Below are 17,907 nucleotides of genomic sequence, written 5' to 3'. Positions count from 1 at the left end.
GTGACTGTCTCGACCATGCCCGCGCTGCGCCCGTTGACTCTCGGGCCGTACCAGGTGTGGCCGCCGGTGGTGCTCGCGCCGATGGCCGGGATCACCAACGTCGGGTTCCGCCGGCTCTGCCGTGAGCAGGGCGGCGGCATCTACGTCTGCGAGATGATCACCACCCGGGCTCTGGTCGAGCGGAACCCGAAGACGCTGCGCATGATCACGTTCGGCGACGACGAGAAGCCGCGCAGCCTCCAGCTCTACGGCACCGACCCGGAGATCACCGCCGCCGCCGTCCGGATCGTCGTCGAGCGCAACCTGGCCGATCACATCGACCTCAACTTCGGCTGCCCGGTCCCCAAGGTCACCCGGCGTGGCGGCGGCGCGGCGTTGCCGTGGCGACGCCGGCTCTTCGCCCGACTGGTGCGGGCCGCGGTGGACGCCGCGTCACCGGCCGGGGTGCCGGTCACGGTCAAGATGCGCAAGGGTATCGACGACGACCACCTGACGTACGTCGAAGCGGGGCTCGCCGCCCAGGAAGCCGGCGTGGCCGCGGTGGCCCTGCACGGGCGGACGGCCGCGCAGCGCTACTCGGGCACCGCCGACTGGGACGCGATCGCCACCCTGAAGCAGGCCCTCGACGTGCCGGTGCTCGGCAACGGTGACATCTGGGAGGCCGACGACGCGCTGCGGATGGTCGCGCACACCGGCGTGGACGGCGTGGTCGTCGGGCGCGGCTGCCTGGGTCGGCCGTGGCTCTTCGCCGACCTGGAGGCCGCCTTCAACGGCCGGCCGGAGCGGCGACTGCCCACCCTCGGCGAGGTGGCGGTGACCATGCGCCGGCACGCCGAGTTGCTGGTGGACCAGTTCGTGGCCGGTGCCCGCAACCCGGCCCGGGGCGAACGGGACGGCTGCACCGACTTCCGCAAGCACGTCGCCTGGTATCTCAAGGGCTTCCCGGTCGGTGGCGAGCTGCGCCGCTCATTGGCGATGATCGAAAGCCTGGCCCAGCTCGACGACCTGCTCGGCAAGCTCGACCCGACCGAGCCGTTCCCGGTGACCGCTCTGGGCCAGCCCCGAGGGCGCACCAACTCGCCGGGCAAGGTCTCCCTGCCCGACGGGTGGCTGGCCAGCCGGGACGACGACACCGTCCCCGAAGGCGCCGAGATGGACGACTCCGGCGGCTGACCGCCGGGTGGGCGGCGAACTCTGGACATGCCGAAGGGCCGGACCCCGTGGTGGGATCCGGCCCTTCGTCGTGCGTGCCTCTTAGCTGGCGGCGTAGCCGCGGGTGGCGATCCAGTCGGCGAGGTGCTCGACGGTGACCTCGTAGGAGGCGGTGTTCGGGTCGGCGGAGTCGGCGATCTTGACGATGTTGCCGTTGTCGCGGTAGCCGACGACGCTGATGTAGTGCCCACCCTCGAAGGAGTGGATACCACCGTCGGTGTCAGTGGTGGTGCCGGCGATGTTGGCGACCACAGCACGGCCGTCGTCGACGGTCTTGACGATGTCGGCGCGCAGCTTGTCGGTCTGCTTGTCGTCTGCCGCGGGCGTGCTGATCTCGACGGAGTGGTAGGCGTCGTTCTTGCCGGTCTCCTTGTTCAGCACGGGAGTGATGTCGTTGATGGAGTTGGTGCCGGCCTCGGTGGTGCCCATCTCCTTGGCCATGGCGTCGACGCTGATGTCCTTGCCCTGTACGGACAGGGCGTTGCGGGCGGCGGCGGGGCCGCAGTAGTAGAAGTTCGGCTGCGCCTCGTAGCGCACGCCCAGCTGACGCTCACCGTGGCCCTTGCGGTCGGTCTGCGCCTGCGACGCCGGCTTGCTGGTGTTCGGGGCGGCGAACGCGGTGGTGACGGGTCCGGCGATGGCGCCACCGGTGAACGCGAGACCAGCGGCGGTGAGTGCGGTCTTACGAATCAGATCGGTACGCATGATGGCGTGCTCCTCTGCATCGGGGGTGCACGGCACGCCCGGGGGGTGGGCGTGCCGCACCTTCAAGGGGGGAAGCTTCGAAGTTCTTGCCCGGCGGCCATGGGGGGCCGGCGTCGGGTAAGGGTGTAACGGTGCGGGGCGGCGGGTGATTCCACCTGGCTCCCCGGCTTGTGGTGCTCGGGGGTGCGGGGTGTGTAACCGGCCGGGCCGGCGAGTCATTCCGCCGGGCTCCCGGCCTGTGTGGCTCGGGGTGTAACCGGCCGGGCCGGCGAGTGATTCCGCCGGGCTCCCCGCCAGGGTGCTCCGGGGTGTAACCGGCCGGGCCGGCGACGCATTCCGCCCACTGGCGGTGGATGCTCCGGGGGAGGTAACCGGGGCGGCCGGTCGGGTGTTCCCGGCGGCTGCCGCGCCCCACGACCCGAAGTCGCGGTGGCATGCCAGGTATAACGACCCCGCCCGGCCCACGATTCCGCCGTCAGGGTGGCCCCGACCACGGGACGACATCCGACAAAACGGACAAGATACCCGACCCGGCCGCGCTCGCCTCGCTTGATCCACTCGGGTTTGCTGATGTCGGGGTATCCGGGCGGCGGGACACCCCGACATCAAGGAAACCGAGTGGATCATGGCGGTTTGCGTGGTTTGCGCAGGTCGGGGTGCGCGACCGAGACCGGGGTCTCCGCGACTGCGGGCCGCGTCAGTGGGCCGCGTCAGTGGGCGGCGGTGTCGGTCCGGGGCGTGTCGCGCTGGGTGGGGATGGTGGGGGTGGTCGGCCAGGGGATCTCGGGCGCGCGGTGGAAGGTGACGCCGGCGGTCGCCCAGCGCGGGCCCTGACCGGCCAACCGGTCACGGAAGTCGGCCCAGTCGTGGGTCGCCCGGCTGGACCAGCCCAACTCGGCGATGGCGGGGAGTCGGGGCAGGAGCAGGAACTCGATGTCGGCCAGCGAGGTGACCGATTCGGTCCAGAGCGGGGCCTCCACACCGAGCACAGCCTCGGCCGGTACGCCTGCGACGTGCGTGCCGGGGTCCCAGTCGTACGCCTTTCGTACGTCGATCAGACCGGCCCAGTCGTGCCCGATCGGGGTGTCCGGGGCGTACTTCATGTCCAGGTAGGCGTGGTTGCCGGGGGAGAGGATCAGCCGGGCGCCCTGACGGACGGCCTCGGCGGTGGTGGGGTCCGCGCTGGTGGTGCCCCACCACTGCAGGACCCGGCCGTCCAGGTGGGCGGCCGGCGCGAGCTGGTGCCAACCCACGACGGTCTTACCGAGGTCGGCCACGATGCGCTGGACCCGCTCGACGAAACCGGTGTAGACCTCGCCGGTGACCTTGAACGCCTCGTCGCCACCGATGTGCAGCCACGGCCCGGGGGTGAGCGCGGCCACCTCGCCCAGCACGTCGGCGATGAAGTCGTACGTCCGCTCGTCGGCCGGGTCGACGTAGCTGAAACCGACCTCGGTGCCGGTGTACGGCGGTGGCGCGATCTTGTCCGGTGCCAGCACCGGGTACGCGACCAGCGCCGCGTTGGTGTGGCCGGGGAGGTCGATCTCCGGGACGACGGTGATGTGCCGGGCGGCCGCGTAGGAGACGATCCGCGCGTAGTCGGCCTTCGTGTAGTGCCCGCCGGGGCCGCCGCCGACCTCGGTCGCCCCGCCGACGGTGGTCAGCCTCGGCCACGAGTCGACGGCGATCCGCCAGCCCTGGTCGTCGGTGAGGTGCAGGTGCAGGTGGTTGAGCTTGTAGCGGGCCAGGTGGTCGATCACCCGCAGCACGTCCTCGACGGCGAAGAAGTGCCGGGCGACGTCGAGCATCGCGCCCCGGTACGGGAAGCGGGGTGCGTCGGTGATCGTCCCGCCGGGCAGCGCCCAGTGCTCGGCGACCGGGGTCGGGCTCTCGATCGCGGCCGGCAACAGTTGGCGCAGGGTCTGCACGCCGTGGAAGAGGCCGGTGGCGGTGACGGCGGTGAGGCGTACCCCGTCGGTGGCGACGTCGAGCCGGTAGCCCTCCGCGCCGAGATCGGCGGCCTCGTCCAGCACCAGCGCGATGCCGCCGACCCGCCCTGGCCCGGTGGCGTCGGCGACCCGCAGCGGGTGGGCGGCAGTATCGGTGACCGGGAGCGGGTAGCCGGTGGCCGGGCGCAGCAGTTCGGCGAGCTGCTCGGCGACGGCCAGCGCGGCCGGGTCGGCGCTGACCACGATGACCGCTCCGGCCGGCAGCACCCAGTCCGCGGTCGGGTCCGGCTGGACCTGCTGCGGGGCGGGCACGACGTCGGCGAGCCGGTGCGGGGTTGCCGCGGTGAGCACGGTGACCGCCGTCTGCTCGGCCGCGCGGGCCAGCGTGGCCGCGTCCGGCTCCCCCGCCGACAGTGGCGCGGGAACGGCGGTGGTGCTGGGGGAGGGGGTGGTCGACACGGCGGCGACTCCGGGGGTGTATTCGCGTCGGTTATGGCAAAAGCGACGTTCACCGGCTGGCGTGCCATTCAGCGTACGGCGCGCGGCCGGGATGCGTGATGGTGCGCATGGAAGCGTTCCCAAAAACCGGTACGAACACGGATAGTCGTGATGGCTGTGCCAATTGTCACCGAACGGTCCCAGGTCGCTCGATGTTCGCTTAACCTTCGCCCACCGATCGGCGTCGACCCGGGGATTACCGGTGGTCCGCTGCGGGGTAGAAGAAAACTGAACCTTCGTTAAGTGTCAATCCGGCGCGTGTGTTGTGGAGGCTCTGGTGGCAGCGCAAGAGACCGTCGATCACAAGTACGTCTACGACTTCTCTGAAGGAAACAAGGACCTCAAGGACCTGCTCGGCGGCAAGGGGGCCAACCTCGCCGAGATGACCAACCTCGGCCTGCCCGTTCCGCCCGGCTTCACCATCACCACCGAGGCCTGCAAGGCGTACCTCGCGACGGGTCGGCAGCCGGACGGGCTCGCCGGTCAGATCGAGGCGCACCTGGAATCGTTGGAGCGTGCGATGGGCAAGCGTCTCGGCGACCCGCAGGATCCGCTGCTGGTCTCCGTCCGCTCCGGCGCCAAGTTCTCCATGCCCGGCATGATGGAGACCGTCCTCAACGTCGGCCTCAACGACCAGAGCGTCGTCGGGCTCTCCGCACAGGCCGGCGGGAACGACAGGTTCGCCTGGGACTCCTACCGCCGCCTCATCCAGATGTTCGGCAAGACCGTCTGCGAGGTGCCGGGCGAGGAGTTCGAGCACGCGCTGGACGAGGCCAAGAGCGCCAAGGGCACCCACAACGACCTGGACCTGGACGCCGACGACCTCCGTGGGCTGGTCGACGCGTACAAGAAGATCTTTTTGAAGCACACCGGTCGGGAGTTCCCGCAGCAGCCGCGCGAACAGCTCGACCTGGCCATCCGGGCGGTCTTCGAGTCGTGGAACGCCGAGCGCGCGATCCTCTACCGTCGCCAGGAGCGGATCCCGACCGACCTCGGCACCGCGGTCAACGTGGTTACCATGGTTTTCGGCAACCTCGGCCCGGATTCCGGCACCGGTGTCGCGTTCACCCGCGACCCGGCCAGTGGCGCGCAGGGCATCTACGGCGACTACCTGGCCAACGCGCAGGGCGAGGACGTCGTCGCCGGCATCCGCAACACCGTGCCCCTGCAAGAGCTGGAACAGCTCGACAAGACCTCCTACGACCAGCTGCTCGGCATCATGGCTCGGCTGGAGGAGCACTACAAGGACCTCTGCGACATCGAGTTCACGATCGAACGCGGCAAGCTGTGGATGCTGCAGACGCGGGTCGGCAAGCGCACCGCCGCCGCCGCGTTCGTCATCGCGGGGCAACTCGTCGACGAGGGTCTGATCGACCTGGACGAGGCGCTGCACCGGGTCAACGGCGCGCAGCTGGCCCAGCTGATGTTCCCCCGTTTCCAGCTCGACCACGAGTTCCAGCCGGTCGCCAAGGGCATCGGCGCCTCGCCCGGCGCGGCGTCCGGCACTGTGGTCTTCACCTCCGCGCGGGCCGTCGAGATGGCCGCAGAGGGCAAGTCGGTGATCCTGGTCCGGCGGGAGACCAACCCGGACGACCTGAACGGCATGATCGCCGCCCAGGGCATCCTCACCTCACGCGGCGGCAAGACCAGCCACGCGGCGGTGGTGGCCCGCGGCATGGGCAAGACCTGCGTCTCCGGCGCCGACGAGATCGAGGTGAACGTCCCGGCGAAACGCTTCACCGTGGCCGGGCAGACCGTCAACGAGGGCGACGTCGTGTCCATCGACGGCACCACCGGCAAGGTCTACCTGGGCGAGGTGCCGGTCATGCCGTCGGAGGTGGTGCAGTACTTCGAGGGCAGCCTCGACCCGGAGCACATCGACAACGCGTTGGTCCGGGCCGTACACCGGATCATGACGCACGCCGACGGTAAGCGGCGGCTCGCAGTCCGCACGAACGCCGACACCGGCGCGGACGCCGCCCGGGCCCGGCGCTTCGGCGCCGAGGGCATCGGGCTGTGCCGCACCGAGCACATGTTCCTCGGCGACCGGCGGGAGCTGGTCGAGCGGCTGATCCTGGCCCGCGCCGAGGGCGAGCGGGAAACGGCGCTGGAGGCGCTGCTGCCGTTGCAGCGGGCCGACTTCGAGGAGATCTTCCGCGAGATGGACGGGCTGCCGGTCACCGTCCGGCTGATCGACCCGCCGCTGCACGAGTTCCTGCCTCCGCTGGAGCAGCTCGCGGTCAACGTCGCGGTCGCCCAGGAACGGGGCGAGGACGTGGCCAAGGAGGAGGCGCTGCTGGCCGCCGTCCGGCGGATGCACGAGGAGAATCCGATGCTCGGGCTGCGGGGCGTCCGCCTCGGCCTGGTCATCCCCGGCCTGTTCGCGATGCAGGTCCGGGCCATCGCCGAGGCGGCCGTCGCCTGTGCCCGTGCTGGCGGGGTGGCCAAGCCGGAGATCATGGTGCCGCTGGTCGGGGCGGTGCAGGAGCTGGAGACCGTCCGCGCCGAGGCCGAGAAGATCATCGCGGAGGTGGTCGGGGACAGCGGGGTCGAGGTGCTGATCGGCACCATGATCGAGGTGCCCCGGGCGGCGCTGACCGCCGGACAGATCGCCGAGGCGGCCGAGTTCTTCTCCTTCGGCACCAACGACCTGACCCAGATGGGCTGGGGGTTCTCCCGCGACGACGTCGAGGGCGCGTTCTTCTGGCGGTACCTGGAGCTGGGCATCTTCGGCATCTCGCCGTTCGAGTCGATCGACCGCGACGGCGTCGGCCGGCTGGTGCGGATCGCCGCCGAGGAGGGCCGGGCCGCCCGCCCGGGGCTGAAGCTCGGCGTCTGCGGCGAGCACGGCGGCGACCCCGACTCGGTGCACTTCTTCCACGAGGTCGGCCTGGACTACGTGTCCTGCTCACCGTTCCGGGTGCCGGTGGCCCGGCTGGAGGCCGGCCGGGCCGTGGTGGAGACCGGCGGGTCGGACAGCCGCTGACGTGGGCCGGCGGCGGACCGGTGGCCCGGTCCGCCGCCGGCGGTCAGATCGGCGGGCGACGCCAGGTGGGCCGGGACGAGCGGCGCAACTGCGCCGGCAGGGTCGCCATCGGCGTACGCACGGCGAGCGGCCCGTGCGCGTCCTGAATCGAGGTGGCGCCGACTGCCCCGCCGCGTCTGTCCAGCACCGAGCCCGCCCGGCGGGCCACGGCACGGGCCTCCTCGTGCAGCGCTTCCAGATCCTCGGCCGCAGACACCGTGACCAGGGTCAGCAGGGCGGCGCGCCCGGCCGGGTAGGTCACCACGCAACCGGCGGTGGTGCAGACGACCGACTCCCGGAACTCACCACGTTGGACCGTGTCGGCCACCCGGTGGCCGAGCCCGAAGCTGGCTGCGGCGAGCGCGGCGAGATGGGTGGCGTCGGTGCTGGGCAGATCGCTGGAGATGAGCAGCCCGTCGGTGCCGGCCAGGACCGTGCCCGCGATCTCGGGCCGGCGGCGGCGCAGCCCGCGTAGTTCCGTTCCCACCACCGTGTCCGCGTCCACGAGATTTCCCCTTACCGGTCGGGCTCCGCATGTCGGTCGGCTGGTCACGTTCCGCGCTGGGAACGCTACCGGGCGCGACTTCCGCCCGCGAGCCCATAACCCTCAGCGATCGGATGACAACTCCGAGCCAATCGGCGGTTGTGGACCAATCGTCGATGCGTCGCGGGCGGGTCGACCAGCGGTGGCGGGCGTAATCTTGGCTCGCTCGCACACGGCCGATTGCGTACGCCGTCGAACGGGAAAGGTGACTGAATGACCAGCGTCTGGGAGAACCTCACCGTCGATGCCCGCGATCCGGCGCGACTGGCCCGTTGGTGGGCCGAGGCGCTCGGCTACCAGATCGTCACCGAGAGCTCGGACGAGGTGGAGATCCGCCAGTCCGCGGACCGCCTGCCCGGCCTGGTCTTCGTACCCGTGACCGACGCCAAGGACCGCAAGAACCGCCTGCACATCGATCTGCGCCCCGCCAACCGCGAGGCCGAGGTCGAGCGGCTGGTCGACATGGGCGCCCGGCACGTCGACATCGGTCAGGGTGACGTCGAGTGGACGGTGCTGGCAGACCCGGAGGGCAACGAGTTCTGCGTCCTGCGTGAGAAGTGAGCCTGCTGCGGCGGACGCTCGGCTGGTCGAGGAGCCGCCCAAGGACACCGGGCACCGCCGCTCACCGTACGAGCGTGATCGTGCCCGGGTGCTGCACTCCGCGGCGTTCCGGCGGCTGGCCACGAAGACCCAGGTGCACACCGCCGGCACCGACGACTTTCTGCGTACGCGGCTGACGCACTCGCTGGAGGTGGCCCAGATCGCCCGGGAGATGGGCGCTCGGCTGGGTTGCGACCCGGACGTCGTGGACGTGGCGGGGCTCGCCCACGACCTGGGGCACCCGCCGTTCGGGCACAACGGCGAGGCGGCCCTGGATCTGCTGGCCACACCATGCGGCGGCTTCGAGGGCAACGCGCAGACCCTGCGGGTGCTGACCCGGCTGGAGGCGAAGGTGCTCGCCCCGGACGGGTCGTCCGCTGGGTTGAACCTGACCCGGGCGTCGCTCGACGCGATCGGCAAGTACCCCTGGCCGCGCCGCCCCGGCGAGCGCAAGTTCGGGGTGTACGCCGACGACGTGACCGTCTTCGACTGGATCCGGGAGGGTGCGCCCGGCGATCGGCGCTGCCTGGAAGCGCAGGTGATGGACTGGGCTGACGACGTCGCGTACTCGGTGCACGACGTGGAGGACGGCATCCACGGCGGGTACGTGTCGCTGCGTCCGCTGCTCGGCGACGCCGACGAGCGGGCCGCGCTCTGCGCCGACGTGGCCGGCGCCTACTCCGGGGAGTCGGCGGCCGACCTGGCCGAGGTGCTGGTCGAGTTGCTGGCCGACCCGCTGCTCGCCCCGCTGGCCGGGTACGACGGCAGTCATCGCGCGCAGGTCGCGTTGAAGGCCACCACCAGTGGGGTGACCGGGCGATTCGTGTCCGCTGCGGTGGCTGCAACGGAGGAGCGCTTCGGCCCCGGACCGCATCGCCGCTATGCCGCCGACCTGGTGGTGCCTCGGCTGGTCCGGGCGCAGTGCGCCCTGCTCAAGGGCATCGCGCTGCGGTACGTGATGCGTCGGGCCGGCTTCCGGGGTCGCTACGAGCGGCAGCGGACGATGTTGGCCGAGCTGGTCGCCGCGCTGGTGCGGCGGGCGCCGGAGGGGCTCGACCCGATCTTCGCTCCGCTGTGGCGGGCCGCCCCGGACGACACCACCCGACTGCGGGTGGTCATCGACCAGGTCGCCTCGCTCACCGACCCGGCGGCGGTGACCTGGCACACCCGTCTCGTCGACGGGGACACACCGCCGACCCACGACGGGGCAGCTTAGGCTAACCTAACTGTCATGACGGAACGCCCCAGGAACGTCACTTCGGCCCGGGTGCTGCGCACCGAGCGGCCCACCCCGCACCTGATCCGGCTCGTCCTCGGTGGGGACGAGCTGACCGGTCTGCCGGTGGGCGAGTTCACCGACCACTACATCAAGGTGGTGTTCCCGCAGCCCGGTGTCGAGTATCCGCAGCCGCTGGACCTCGCCGCGATCCGTCGGGACCTCCCCCGGGAGCAGTGGCCCCGGCTGCGCGCGTACACGGTGCGACGCTGGGACCCGCTGGCCGAGGAGCTGACCGTGGACGTGGTGCACCACGGCGACGAGGGGTTGGCCGGCCCGTGGGCCGCCGCGTTGCGCCCGGGTGACCCGGTGCACTTCGTCGGCCCCGGCGGCGCGTACGCCCCGAGCCCGGACGCGGACTGGCACCTGCTGGTCGGCGACGAGAGCGCCCTGCCGGCGATCGCCGCCGCGCTGGAACGGCTGCCGCTGGGTGCACCGGCCCACGTCTTCGTGGAGATCGCCGACCCGGCGGAGGAGCAGAAGCTGCTCAGCCCCGGTGCGGTCGAGGTGACCTGGCTGCACCGCGGCGACCGCCCTGTGGGCGAGGCGCTGGTGGCGGCGGTGCGGGCGTTGGAGTTCCCCGCCGGCACCGTGCACGCCTTCGTGCACGGTGAGGCTGCCTTCGTACGGGACCTTCGCCGGCTGCTGCGCGGCGAGCGCGGCGTGCCTCTCGATCGGCTCTCCATCTCCGGCTACTGGCGGCGCGGCATGGACGACGAGGGCTGGCGTTCCACCAAGGCCGACTGGAACCGGCAGGTGACCGCCGAGGAGGAAACCCCCGCAGTGGTGGCCGAGCAGGCCACGGCCGCCTGAGGGCCGCTCATCCCTCCTGCGTCCGGTTCGACTCGCTGGCCCGGGCGAGTCGGCGGCTGAGCAGCACGGCGTACCCGACGATCGCCGCGGCGAGCAGGGACAGCATCAGCCTGGGCTCGTGCACCGTCGCGGTGATCACGCTGACCGAGACCACCCCGTAGGCGGCGATCGCCAACCGGGCGAGGCTCGGCCGGGTCCACAGCCAGTACAGGGCCAGGCCGCACACCGTCCACACCACCATCGAGGCGGCCAGCAGCAACCGCAGCTCCAGCGGCAGCCGGGGCGCGTCGTCGTCGGCCAGCCGGACCACCTGCCCGAGCGCCCAGCCGAGCAGCAGCAGCGCGCCGCCGAGCGGAATGTGCAGGTAGCTGTACGCCTGCCCGCCCCGCAGGCGACTCTGAAGGAGTCGGGTGGTGACGAAGGTGGTGTAGACCCACCAGACGGCCGCCGGGATCAGGAAGGCCAACCCGGCGGTGAGGATCATGTGGGGCGGGGGATGGTCCGGCACGGCAAAGAGCAGGCTGGCCAGCGCGCTACCCAGCACGATGATCGTGAACTGCCCGATCCGTTCCGGCAGGTGCCGGTTGTCCACCGGCCAGCGGTTGAGCCAGCGCGCCCCGACCCAGGGCGTGGCCAGTTCGATGGTCATCGCGACCACCCACAGCGTCGGGCGCAGGTCCGGGGGCGTGGTCAGCGACACCAGCCAGATCAGCCAGCCCGACCCGAAGCCGATCAGGTAGACCGTCGTCACCATGCCGGCCATCGAGCTGGTCGGCCGGGCTCGCAGGTAGAGAAGGAGCAGCACCCCGCGCACGATCAGGTACCCGACCGGCAGGAGCACGCTCTCCGGCACCTCGTCGACGCCGAGCGTCATCGCGCCCGCGCCGACCAACGCGAACAGCACCAGCACCCGGTGCAGCGCGTCGTCCGGGTCGAACCGGGTGTCGTAGAAGACCTGCCCCACCCACGCCCACTGGATCACCACGAACAGCCCGATCACGGCCAGCACGGCGTTCGGCGACGGGGTCGGGTCGCTGCCCAGCCGGGCGACGACCGCCGCCAGCGCGTACACGAAGATGAGGTCGAGGAAGAGCTCCAACCAGGTGGCATGACGGTGTCCGGCCTCGTCCGCCGGCGGGGCCTGTCCGCGTAGCCCGATCCGACCGGCCAACCATCTGGGCAGGCGAGGGACGTCGGTCCGTACCCTGCGCATCTGGTCATGGTCCCCGGGCGGGCCCGGCCTGCGGGCCGGAACCGCCCAGCCGGCAGCGGCGGCCGCCACACCGGCGTCCCCCGGCCGGCGTGTCGTCGGCCCGGCAGGGCAGGATGTACGCCGAGGGGGTGGCGCATGGCTGGGCGGATCCGGGACGAGGACATCGCACTGGTCCGGGAACGCACCTCGATCGGGGATGTGATCTCCGAGACGGTCACCCTGAAGTCCGCCGGCGGCGGCAACCTCAAGGGTCTGTGCCCGTTCCACGACGAGAAGAGCCCGTCGTTCAACGTCTCCCCGGCCCGCAACGTCTGGTACTGCTTCGGCTGCGGGGCCGGCGGTGACGCCATCAAGTTCCTGATGGACGCCGACCACCTCAGCTTCGTGGAGTCCGTCGAGCGGCTCGCCGGCCGCGCCGGCATCCAGTTGCGCTACATCGAGGACGACAAGAGCGCCCCGCGCCCCCGCCCGCAGCAGGGCCAGCGCCAGCGCCTGGTCGCCGCGCACGCCGCCGCGGTCGAGTTCTACCGGGCGCAGCTCAGCACCGCGGGTGCCCGCCCGGCGCGGGAGTTCCTGGCCCAGCGAGGGTTCGACCGGGCCGCCGCCGAGCGTTACGGCTGTGGCTTCGCGCCGGACGGTTGGGACCTGCTCACCAAGCACCTGCGTCAGCAGGGCTTCACCCACCAGGAGCTGGTCACTGCCGGGCTGTCCCGGGAGGCCCGCTCCGGCAGCCTGATCGACCGGTTCCGCCGCCGGCTGCTCTGGCCGATCCGCGACCTCGCCGGCGACGTGATCGGCTTCGGAGCGCGCAAGCTCTTCGACGACGACGACGGCCCGAAATACCTGAACACCCCCGAGACGCCGATCTACAAGAAGTCGCACGTGCTCTACGGCATCGACCAGGCCAAACGGGAGATCGCCAAGCAGGGGCGGGCGGTGATCGTCGAGGGTTACACCGACGTGATGGCCTGCCACCTTGCCGGGGTGACCACGGCGGTGGCGACCTGCGGCACGGCGTTCGCCGCAGACCACATCTCGGTTCTGCGCCGTCTCCTGTTCGACAGCGACGAGGTGGCCGGCGAGATCATCTTCACCTTCGACGGCGACGCCGCCGGCCAGAAGGCCGCGCTGCGTGCCTTCGAGGACGACCAGCGCTTCGTCGGGCGCACGTTCATCGCCGTCAGCCCGGACAACATGGACCCGTGCGACCTGCGACTGGCCAAGGGCGACCTGGCGGTGCGTGACCTGGTCGCGCGCCGTGAGCCACTTGTCGACTTCGCGCTGCGACACGTGATCGGTCGCTTCGACCTGGACACCGTCGACGGCCGGGTCGAGGCCATGCGCCACGCCGCGCCGCTCGTCGCGCGACTCAAGGACCGGGAAAAGCGCCCGGAGTACGTCCGCAAGCTCGCCATGGACCTCGGCATGGAGATCGAGCCGGTGCAGCGGGCGGTGCTCGCCGCCGCCAACACCCCGCCGGCCGGCACCCGCGACGCCGCACCCGCCGCCCGCCCCGCGTCGGCCCGCCCCGAGCCGGCCCTGGACAGCCCGCAGTCGATGGTCGAGCGGGAGGCGCTGAAACTCGCCCTCCAGCAGCCGGTCCTGGCCGGGCCCATGTTCGACGCGGTCGAGGCCACCGAATACCGCCACCCGGTGCACGTCGGGGTGCGCACGGCCATCGCGGCGGCCGGTGGTGCCGCGTCGGCGACCGGCGGCGCGGTCTGGATCGAGTCGGTCCGCGACGCCTGCGACGACCTGGCGTCGGCGGCGCTCGTCGGTGAGCTGGCGGTGGAGCCGCTGCGGATCGACGGGGAAGCCGACCCACGCTACGTGTCGATCACCATGGCGCGGGTGCAGTTCGGGTCGGTGACCTCCCGGATCCGGGACATCAAGTCCCGCATCCAGCGGATCAACCCGGTCAACAACAAGGACGAGTACTTCGCCGCCTTCGGTGAGCTGCTGTCCCTGGAGCAGCACGCCCGGGCGCTGCGCGAGCAGGCTGCGGGAGGCCTCTAGATGGGACTGTTCAGCCGCAAGCCGAAGCTGCCGCCGGCCGACCGGCCGCCGCTGACCGCCGACGAGCGGGTGCTGGCATGGGCGGCCGTTGGCAACGGCGAGGGCGACGGAGTGGTGGTCGCCACCAACCTCGGGCTGTGGTTGCCCGGTCGAGGGCACCGGCTCGGCTGGCACACCATCCTCAAGGCGGTCTGGTCCGGCCGGGAGCTGACCGTCACCCCCGCCGAGACCGTCGTCGAACGCGACGGCTACACGGTGGTCGCCGACGGCCCGGCCGAGACGTACTTCCTCCTCGACCCGCGCGAGCTGCCGCACCAGGTGCGGGCGCGGGTGACCCGCTCGGTCGCGTACACCGAGCACCACCCGGTGCCCGGTGGCGCGGCGCGGGTCGCGGCCCGCCGCGTGGCCGGGGCCGACGGTCTGACCTGGACGGTCCGACTCGACCCCGGCACCCCGGCGGACGACGAGGCCCTGCTCGCCGAGACCGATCGTCTGGTCGGTGCGGCCCGTGCCGCCACCGCGCCGGCCGATCTCTGACCGGTTGGGTCAGTTGGCGCCGAGATCCTTCAGCGCCTTCTCCGCACCGCGGTGCAGCGGCACCGGCAGGGTCCTGCGGGCCTTTTCCAGCGAGATCCCTTTTGCCGCCGGGTTGGCCTGGGCCAGGGCGTCGCGCTTGTCGAACACCGTCCGGGTGATCGCGCAGGCGACATTGGCGTCCAGGTCCTTGCGGACCAGCAACACGTTGGGTACGACGATGGTCGGGGTGTCGGTTGCCGTCCCGTACGCGTCCCGCCCGATCGTGCCTTCCTGGTAGCCGGGGCTCAGCGCGGCCATCTTCGGCAGCAGCGGCGCGATGTCGACGAGCTTCACCGAGTCGCCGGCGGTGGTGAACAGGTCGGTCAGGCCCCCGGTGGGCAGACCGCCGGACCAGAAGAAGCCGTCGACACTGCCGTCCTTGACCCCCTCGACCGTCTTGGTCAGGTCCAGCCGCTGCGCCCGGATGTCCTTGGCCGGGTCGAGGCCGGCGGCCTCCAGCAGCCGGTTGGCGATCACCTCCGTACCGGACTTCGGTGAACCGGTGGAGATCCGCTTGCCGCGCATGTCGGCCACCGAGGTGATCCCGGAGTCGTTGCGGACCACCACCTGCGTGTAGTTGTCGTAGATGCGGGCCAGCGCCTCCACCGGCTGCGGCGCGGTGAAACTGCCCTTGCCCTCGACCGCGTTGACCGCCGTGTCGAACAGGGAGAACGCCACGTCGTACTGGCCACCGACGAGCTGTTCGACGTTCTGCACCGAGGCGCCCGTCTCGGCCGCGGTGCCGGTGAGCTTGCCGCCGGTCGCCCCGGACAACTGCCCGGCCAGGGCGTTGCCGACCACGTAGTAGACGCCCGTCGCGTTGCCGGTGGCGATGCCGACGCGGGTCTCCTTGGTCACCTCGCAGGTGACCTCGCTGGCCGTGTCGTCAGTGGCGGCGCCGCCCTGCTGACCTCCACAAGCCGTGGCGCCGACCGTGACGAGGGCGAGCGCGCCCAGGCCCGCCGCGAGGCGTACGTCGATTCGTCTCACAGTTGTTCCTCCACAGGATTGACTGGTGATCCGGACGATGGCCGACCGGCGGATCCACGTCGGACGAACACACCCGCCGCCGCGACGGCGGCCAGTGCCGCGCCGACCATGACCGGCACGGGTTCGAGCCAGAGCAGGGTGACACCGGCGAGGGCACCGAGCACGCGTTCCGGGGCGCCAGCGGGCCCCACCCCGGGCAGCCAACCACCGGCGGCGACGGCGAGCACGGCCACGCTGAGCGCTGTCACCACGGCGGCGAAAGCGATCCGCTGGACGCCACCGATGCCGAGCAGACCGAGCCCGGCCGGGGTGATGACGAACGCGACCGGGGTCAGATAGGCCGGCAGCGCATACCGCAGGGTCTGCCACATGGTCGGCACCAGCCGGCCGCCGGTCACCGCGGCGGCGGCCACCGCGGCGAGCGCGGTCGGCGGGGACACCTCGGACAGGACCGCGAAGTAGAAGACGAACATCGCCGCGGCGGGCGCGCTCACGCCCAGGTCGAGCAGAGCCGGGCCGACGATCACCCAACCGATCACGAACGAGGCGGTGACCGGCACCGCCAGGCCCAGCAGGCTGAGGGCGACGGCCGCGAGCAGCGCGGTGAGCACCAGGACCAGGGTCGGGTCCGAGGTGGCCGCCTTCGCCCCACCGATCAGCAACGCCGCCGCCTGCGGTCCGAGGCCGGTCTTCGTGGTGGTCGCCGTGATGATGCCGGCGGCGGCACAGACCGCGGACACCGCGAGTACGCCGCGTACGCCGGTGACGAGCGCGGTCACCAGCCGGGCCGGGGTCAGCCGGTACGCGCGGTCCTTCGTGCGGTCCAGGAAGGAGAGCGCGACCGCCAGGAGGGTGGCGAAGACGACAGCCCGCGTCGCGGACATCCCGACCGCGAGGAACACGATGATCGCGATCAGCGAGGCGAAGTGGTAGCCGAAGCGGGCCAGCAGACGCCAGGGCGAACCGACGTCGATCACGACGGGGCGTACGCCGGAGCGGCGGGCGTCGATCTCCACCGAGAGCAGGATGCCGAGGTAGTAGAGCACCGTCGGCACCGTCGCCCAGCCCAGCACCTGCAGGTACGAGACGCCCAGGTACTCGGCGATGATGAACGCCGCCGCACCCAGGGTCGGTGGGGAGAGGATCGCGCCCACCCCCGCCGCGGCCAGCATGCCGCCGGCCCGCTCCGGGGGATAGCCGGCGCGGCGCAGGAGGGGCCAGGTGACCGCCCCGATGCTCACCGTCGTCGCCGCCCCGGAACCGGAGACGGTGCCGAGCAGGAAGCCGGAGGCCACCGCCGTCCGACCGGCGGCGGTACGCGAGCGGCGGAACGCCGCAGCCGACAGCTCGACGAAGAACCGACCGGCCCCGGACAGCTCCAGCACCGCGCCGTAGATGGTGAACAGCACGATGTACGACGCGGCCACGTCGAGGGGAGTGCCGTAGAAGCCGCTGTCGGAGTTGTAGAAAGCGTCCACCAGTTGGCTGAAGTCGAGCCCGGCATGGGCGACCGGCCACGACTGCGGGAGCAACCCACCGTAGTAGCCGTAGCCGAGGAACAGCAGGCAGACTGCGGGCAGGATCCAGCCGGTCGTGCGTCGGCACGCCTCCAGCAGCAGGAGCAGCAGGACGGTGCCCATCGCCAGGTCCGCCGGCACCAGCAGACCCTGCCGGTCGAGGAAGGCGTTGTAGCCGCCGCCACCCGAGCCGAGCGGGACCGGCAGGACGGGGTAGAGGCAGGCCGCCACCGCCAGCACGACCAAAACCCAGTCCGCTGCGGTGGGCGTTGTGGACGTCAGCCGTGTCAGGACAGGTGCGTCAGTGTCGTGGTTGCCGTTGCCTTTGGTGCTGCGCCACCGTCGCCGGGCTGCCAGGCGGGCCCGCAGCCGCAGGTCGGCCGGGTAGGCGAGGAAGACCAGCGGGAGTACGCCGGCCAGGAAGATGATCAGGTAGTACTTGCTGCCCTGCGACAGCGGGCGGAACACCTGCCAGAGGGAGAGGGCGCCGACCGCCAGCGCCGCCGCGGTGAGGAGCAGACCCGCCGGCCCGGACAACACGCGGCCCGGTTTCTCGTCCTCGAACTGGGCAGCCAGATCCCGGGTCGCCCGTTCAGCGACGGAGTCGCCGTCGTCGTACCCGGTCGGGTCGTCCTTGCTCGGGTCGCGCCTGTTCGGGTCGTGCCTGCTCGCGTCGTGCCTGCTCGGGTCGTCGCCGGTCGCAGGGGTTTCGGCGGGCTCGGTGGGCTCGGCTGATGGTCGCGGTCGGGGGGCCGCGCTGCCGGGGCCCGTCGCGGGCTCGATGGCGGGAGAGTTGGCTGGTCGGACGGGTGACGAAGAACCATCGGGCGAGCTGATGGGCGACACGAGGGGACGATACACGTCGATCGGCGAACGGGTGGGGCACCGATCGGTGTTTCGCCGTTGACGGGCTGGCCGGTTGGGCGCGGGCGGATATTTGCGTGGAGGGCTGTCGGACCGGGCGGTTAGGGTC

11 protein-coding genes and 2 pseudogenes are annotated in these 17,907 nt (G+C 71.6%); 7 read left to right on the top strand and 6 right to left on the bottom strand.

What is annotated here, in order from left to right; translation table 11 throughout:
- Positions 1 to 15: 15 nt before the first annotated feature.
- Positions 16 to 1,173 carry a tRNA dihydrouridine synthase DusB gene (gene dusB, locus HNR22_RS12335; RefSeq protein ID WP_179783524.1) on the top strand — a complete coding sequence of 386 codons (1,158 nt, stop codon included), beginning with the start codon at positions 16 to 18 and terminating at the stop codon, positions 1,171 to 1,173.
- A gap of 81 nt (positions 1,174 to 1,254) precedes the next feature.
- Here the strand turns inward: dusB and HNR22_RS12330 are convergent, their stop codons facing one another.
- Together HNR22_RS12330 and HNR22_RS12325 are read right to left on the bottom strand one after the other, a co-directional pair.
- The gene (locus HNR22_RS12330) at positions 1,255 to 1,917 is read right to left on the bottom strand and encodes a C39 family peptidase (RefSeq protein WP_179780492.1); all 663 of its coding nucleotides are present in this window, start codon (positions 1,915 to 1,917) and stop codon (positions 1,255 to 1,257) included.
- A gap of 697 nt (positions 1,918 to 2,614) precedes the next feature.
- Positions 2,615 to 4,397, bottom strand: a pseudogene (locus HNR22_RS12325) (beta-N-acetylhexosaminidase).
- A 244-nt stretch (positions 4,398 to 4,641) separates the two neighbouring features.
- Between HNR22_RS12325 and ppdK the strand changes: the two are divergent.
- A complete protein-coding gene (gene ppdK / locus HNR22_RS12320) occupies positions 4,642 to 7,350 on the top strand; it encodes a pyruvate, phosphate dikinase (protein ID WP_179780490.1) in 2,709 nt (902 codons plus the stop codon).
- A 43-nt stretch (positions 7,351 to 7,393) separates the two neighbouring features.
- On the opposite strand, the gene HNR22_RS12315 is transcribed toward ppdK, so the two are convergent.
- Positions 7,394 to 7,894: a roadblock/LC7 domain-containing protein gene (locus HNR22_RS12315; RefSeq protein WP_179780489.1), complete on the bottom strand. Its 501-nt coding sequence runs from the start codon at positions 7,892 to 7,894 to the stop codon at positions 7,394 to 7,396.
- Positions 7,895 to 8,146: 252 nt separating this feature from the next.
- Here HNR22_RS12315 and HNR22_RS12310 point away from each other — a divergent pair, with 252 nt between their 5' ends.
- Genes HNR22_RS12310 through HNR22_RS12300 form a run of 3 tightly spaced genes read left to right on the top strand, consistent with a single transcriptional unit; the run spans position 8,147 to position 10,622 of the window.
- Positions 8,147 to 8,494 carry a VOC family protein gene (locus tag HNR22_RS12310; RefSeq protein WP_179780488.1) on the top strand — a complete coding sequence of 116 codons (348 nt, stop codon included), beginning with the start codon at positions 8,147 to 8,149 and terminating at the stop codon, positions 8,492 to 8,494.
- Positions 8,484 to 9,749, top strand: coding sequence for a deoxyguanosinetriphosphate triphosphohydrolase (locus HNR22_RS12305; RefSeq protein ID WP_179780487.1), 1,266 nt, complete (start codon positions 8,484 to 8,486; stop codon positions 9,747 to 9,749). The genes HNR22_RS12310 and HNR22_RS12305 overlap by 11 nt, the downstream gene beginning before the upstream one ends.
- Before the next feature lie 15 nt (positions 9,750 to 9,764).
- Positions 9,765 to 10,622 (top strand): siderophore-interacting protein, encoded by an 858-nt coding sequence (locus HNR22_RS12300; protein ID WP_179780486.1) that lies wholly within the window; start codon positions 9,765 to 9,767, stop codon positions 10,620 to 10,622.
- 7 nt (positions 10,623 to 10,629) lie between these two features.
- Here HNR22_RS12300 and HNR22_RS12295 read toward each other — a convergent pair whose 3' ends face one another.
- Positions 10,630 to 11,835: a low temperature requirement protein A gene (locus HNR22_RS12295; RefSeq protein WP_179780485.1), complete on the bottom strand. Its 1,206-nt coding sequence runs from the start codon at positions 11,833 to 11,835 to the stop codon at positions 10,630 to 10,632.
- A 113-nt stretch (positions 11,836 to 11,948) separates the two neighbouring features.
- On the opposite strand from HNR22_RS12295, the pseudogene dnaG reads away from it, so the two are divergent.
- Positions 11,949 to 13,851 (top strand): annotated as a pseudogene (dnaG, locus tag HNR22_RS12290) (DNA primase).
- A complete protein-coding gene (locus HNR22_RS12285) occupies positions 13,852 to 14,388 on the top strand; it encodes a hypothetical protein (protein ID WP_179780483.1) in 537 nt (178 codons plus the stop codon).
- A 9-nt stretch (positions 14,389 to 14,397) separates the two neighbouring features.
- On the opposite strand, the gene HNR22_RS12280 is transcribed toward HNR22_RS12285, so the two are convergent.
- Positions 14,398 to 15,417: a TAXI family TRAP transporter solute-binding subunit gene (locus HNR22_RS12280; RefSeq protein ID WP_179780482.1), complete on the bottom strand. Its 1,020-nt coding sequence runs from the start codon at positions 15,415 to 15,417 to the stop codon at positions 14,398 to 14,400.
- Positions 15,414 to 17,780: a TRAP transporter fused permease subunit gene (locus HNR22_RS12275; protein WP_179780481.1), complete on the bottom strand. Its 2,367-nt coding sequence runs from the start codon at positions 17,778 to 17,780 to the stop codon at positions 15,414 to 15,416. Before HNR22_RS12275 ends, HNR22_RS12280 begins: the two co-directional genes overlap by 4 nt.
- Positions 17,781 to 17,907 lie beyond the last annotated feature (127 nt).

Source organism: Micromonospora jinlongensis, from assembly GCF_013410645.1.
In the GTDB taxonomy this organism is placed as follows: Bacteria; Actinomycetota; Actinomycetes; order Mycobacteriales; family Micromonosporaceae; genus Micromonospora; species Micromonospora zamorensis.
Note: the sequence above shows the minus strand (reverse complement) of the source record. Positions and strands in the feature narration are given on the sequence as shown.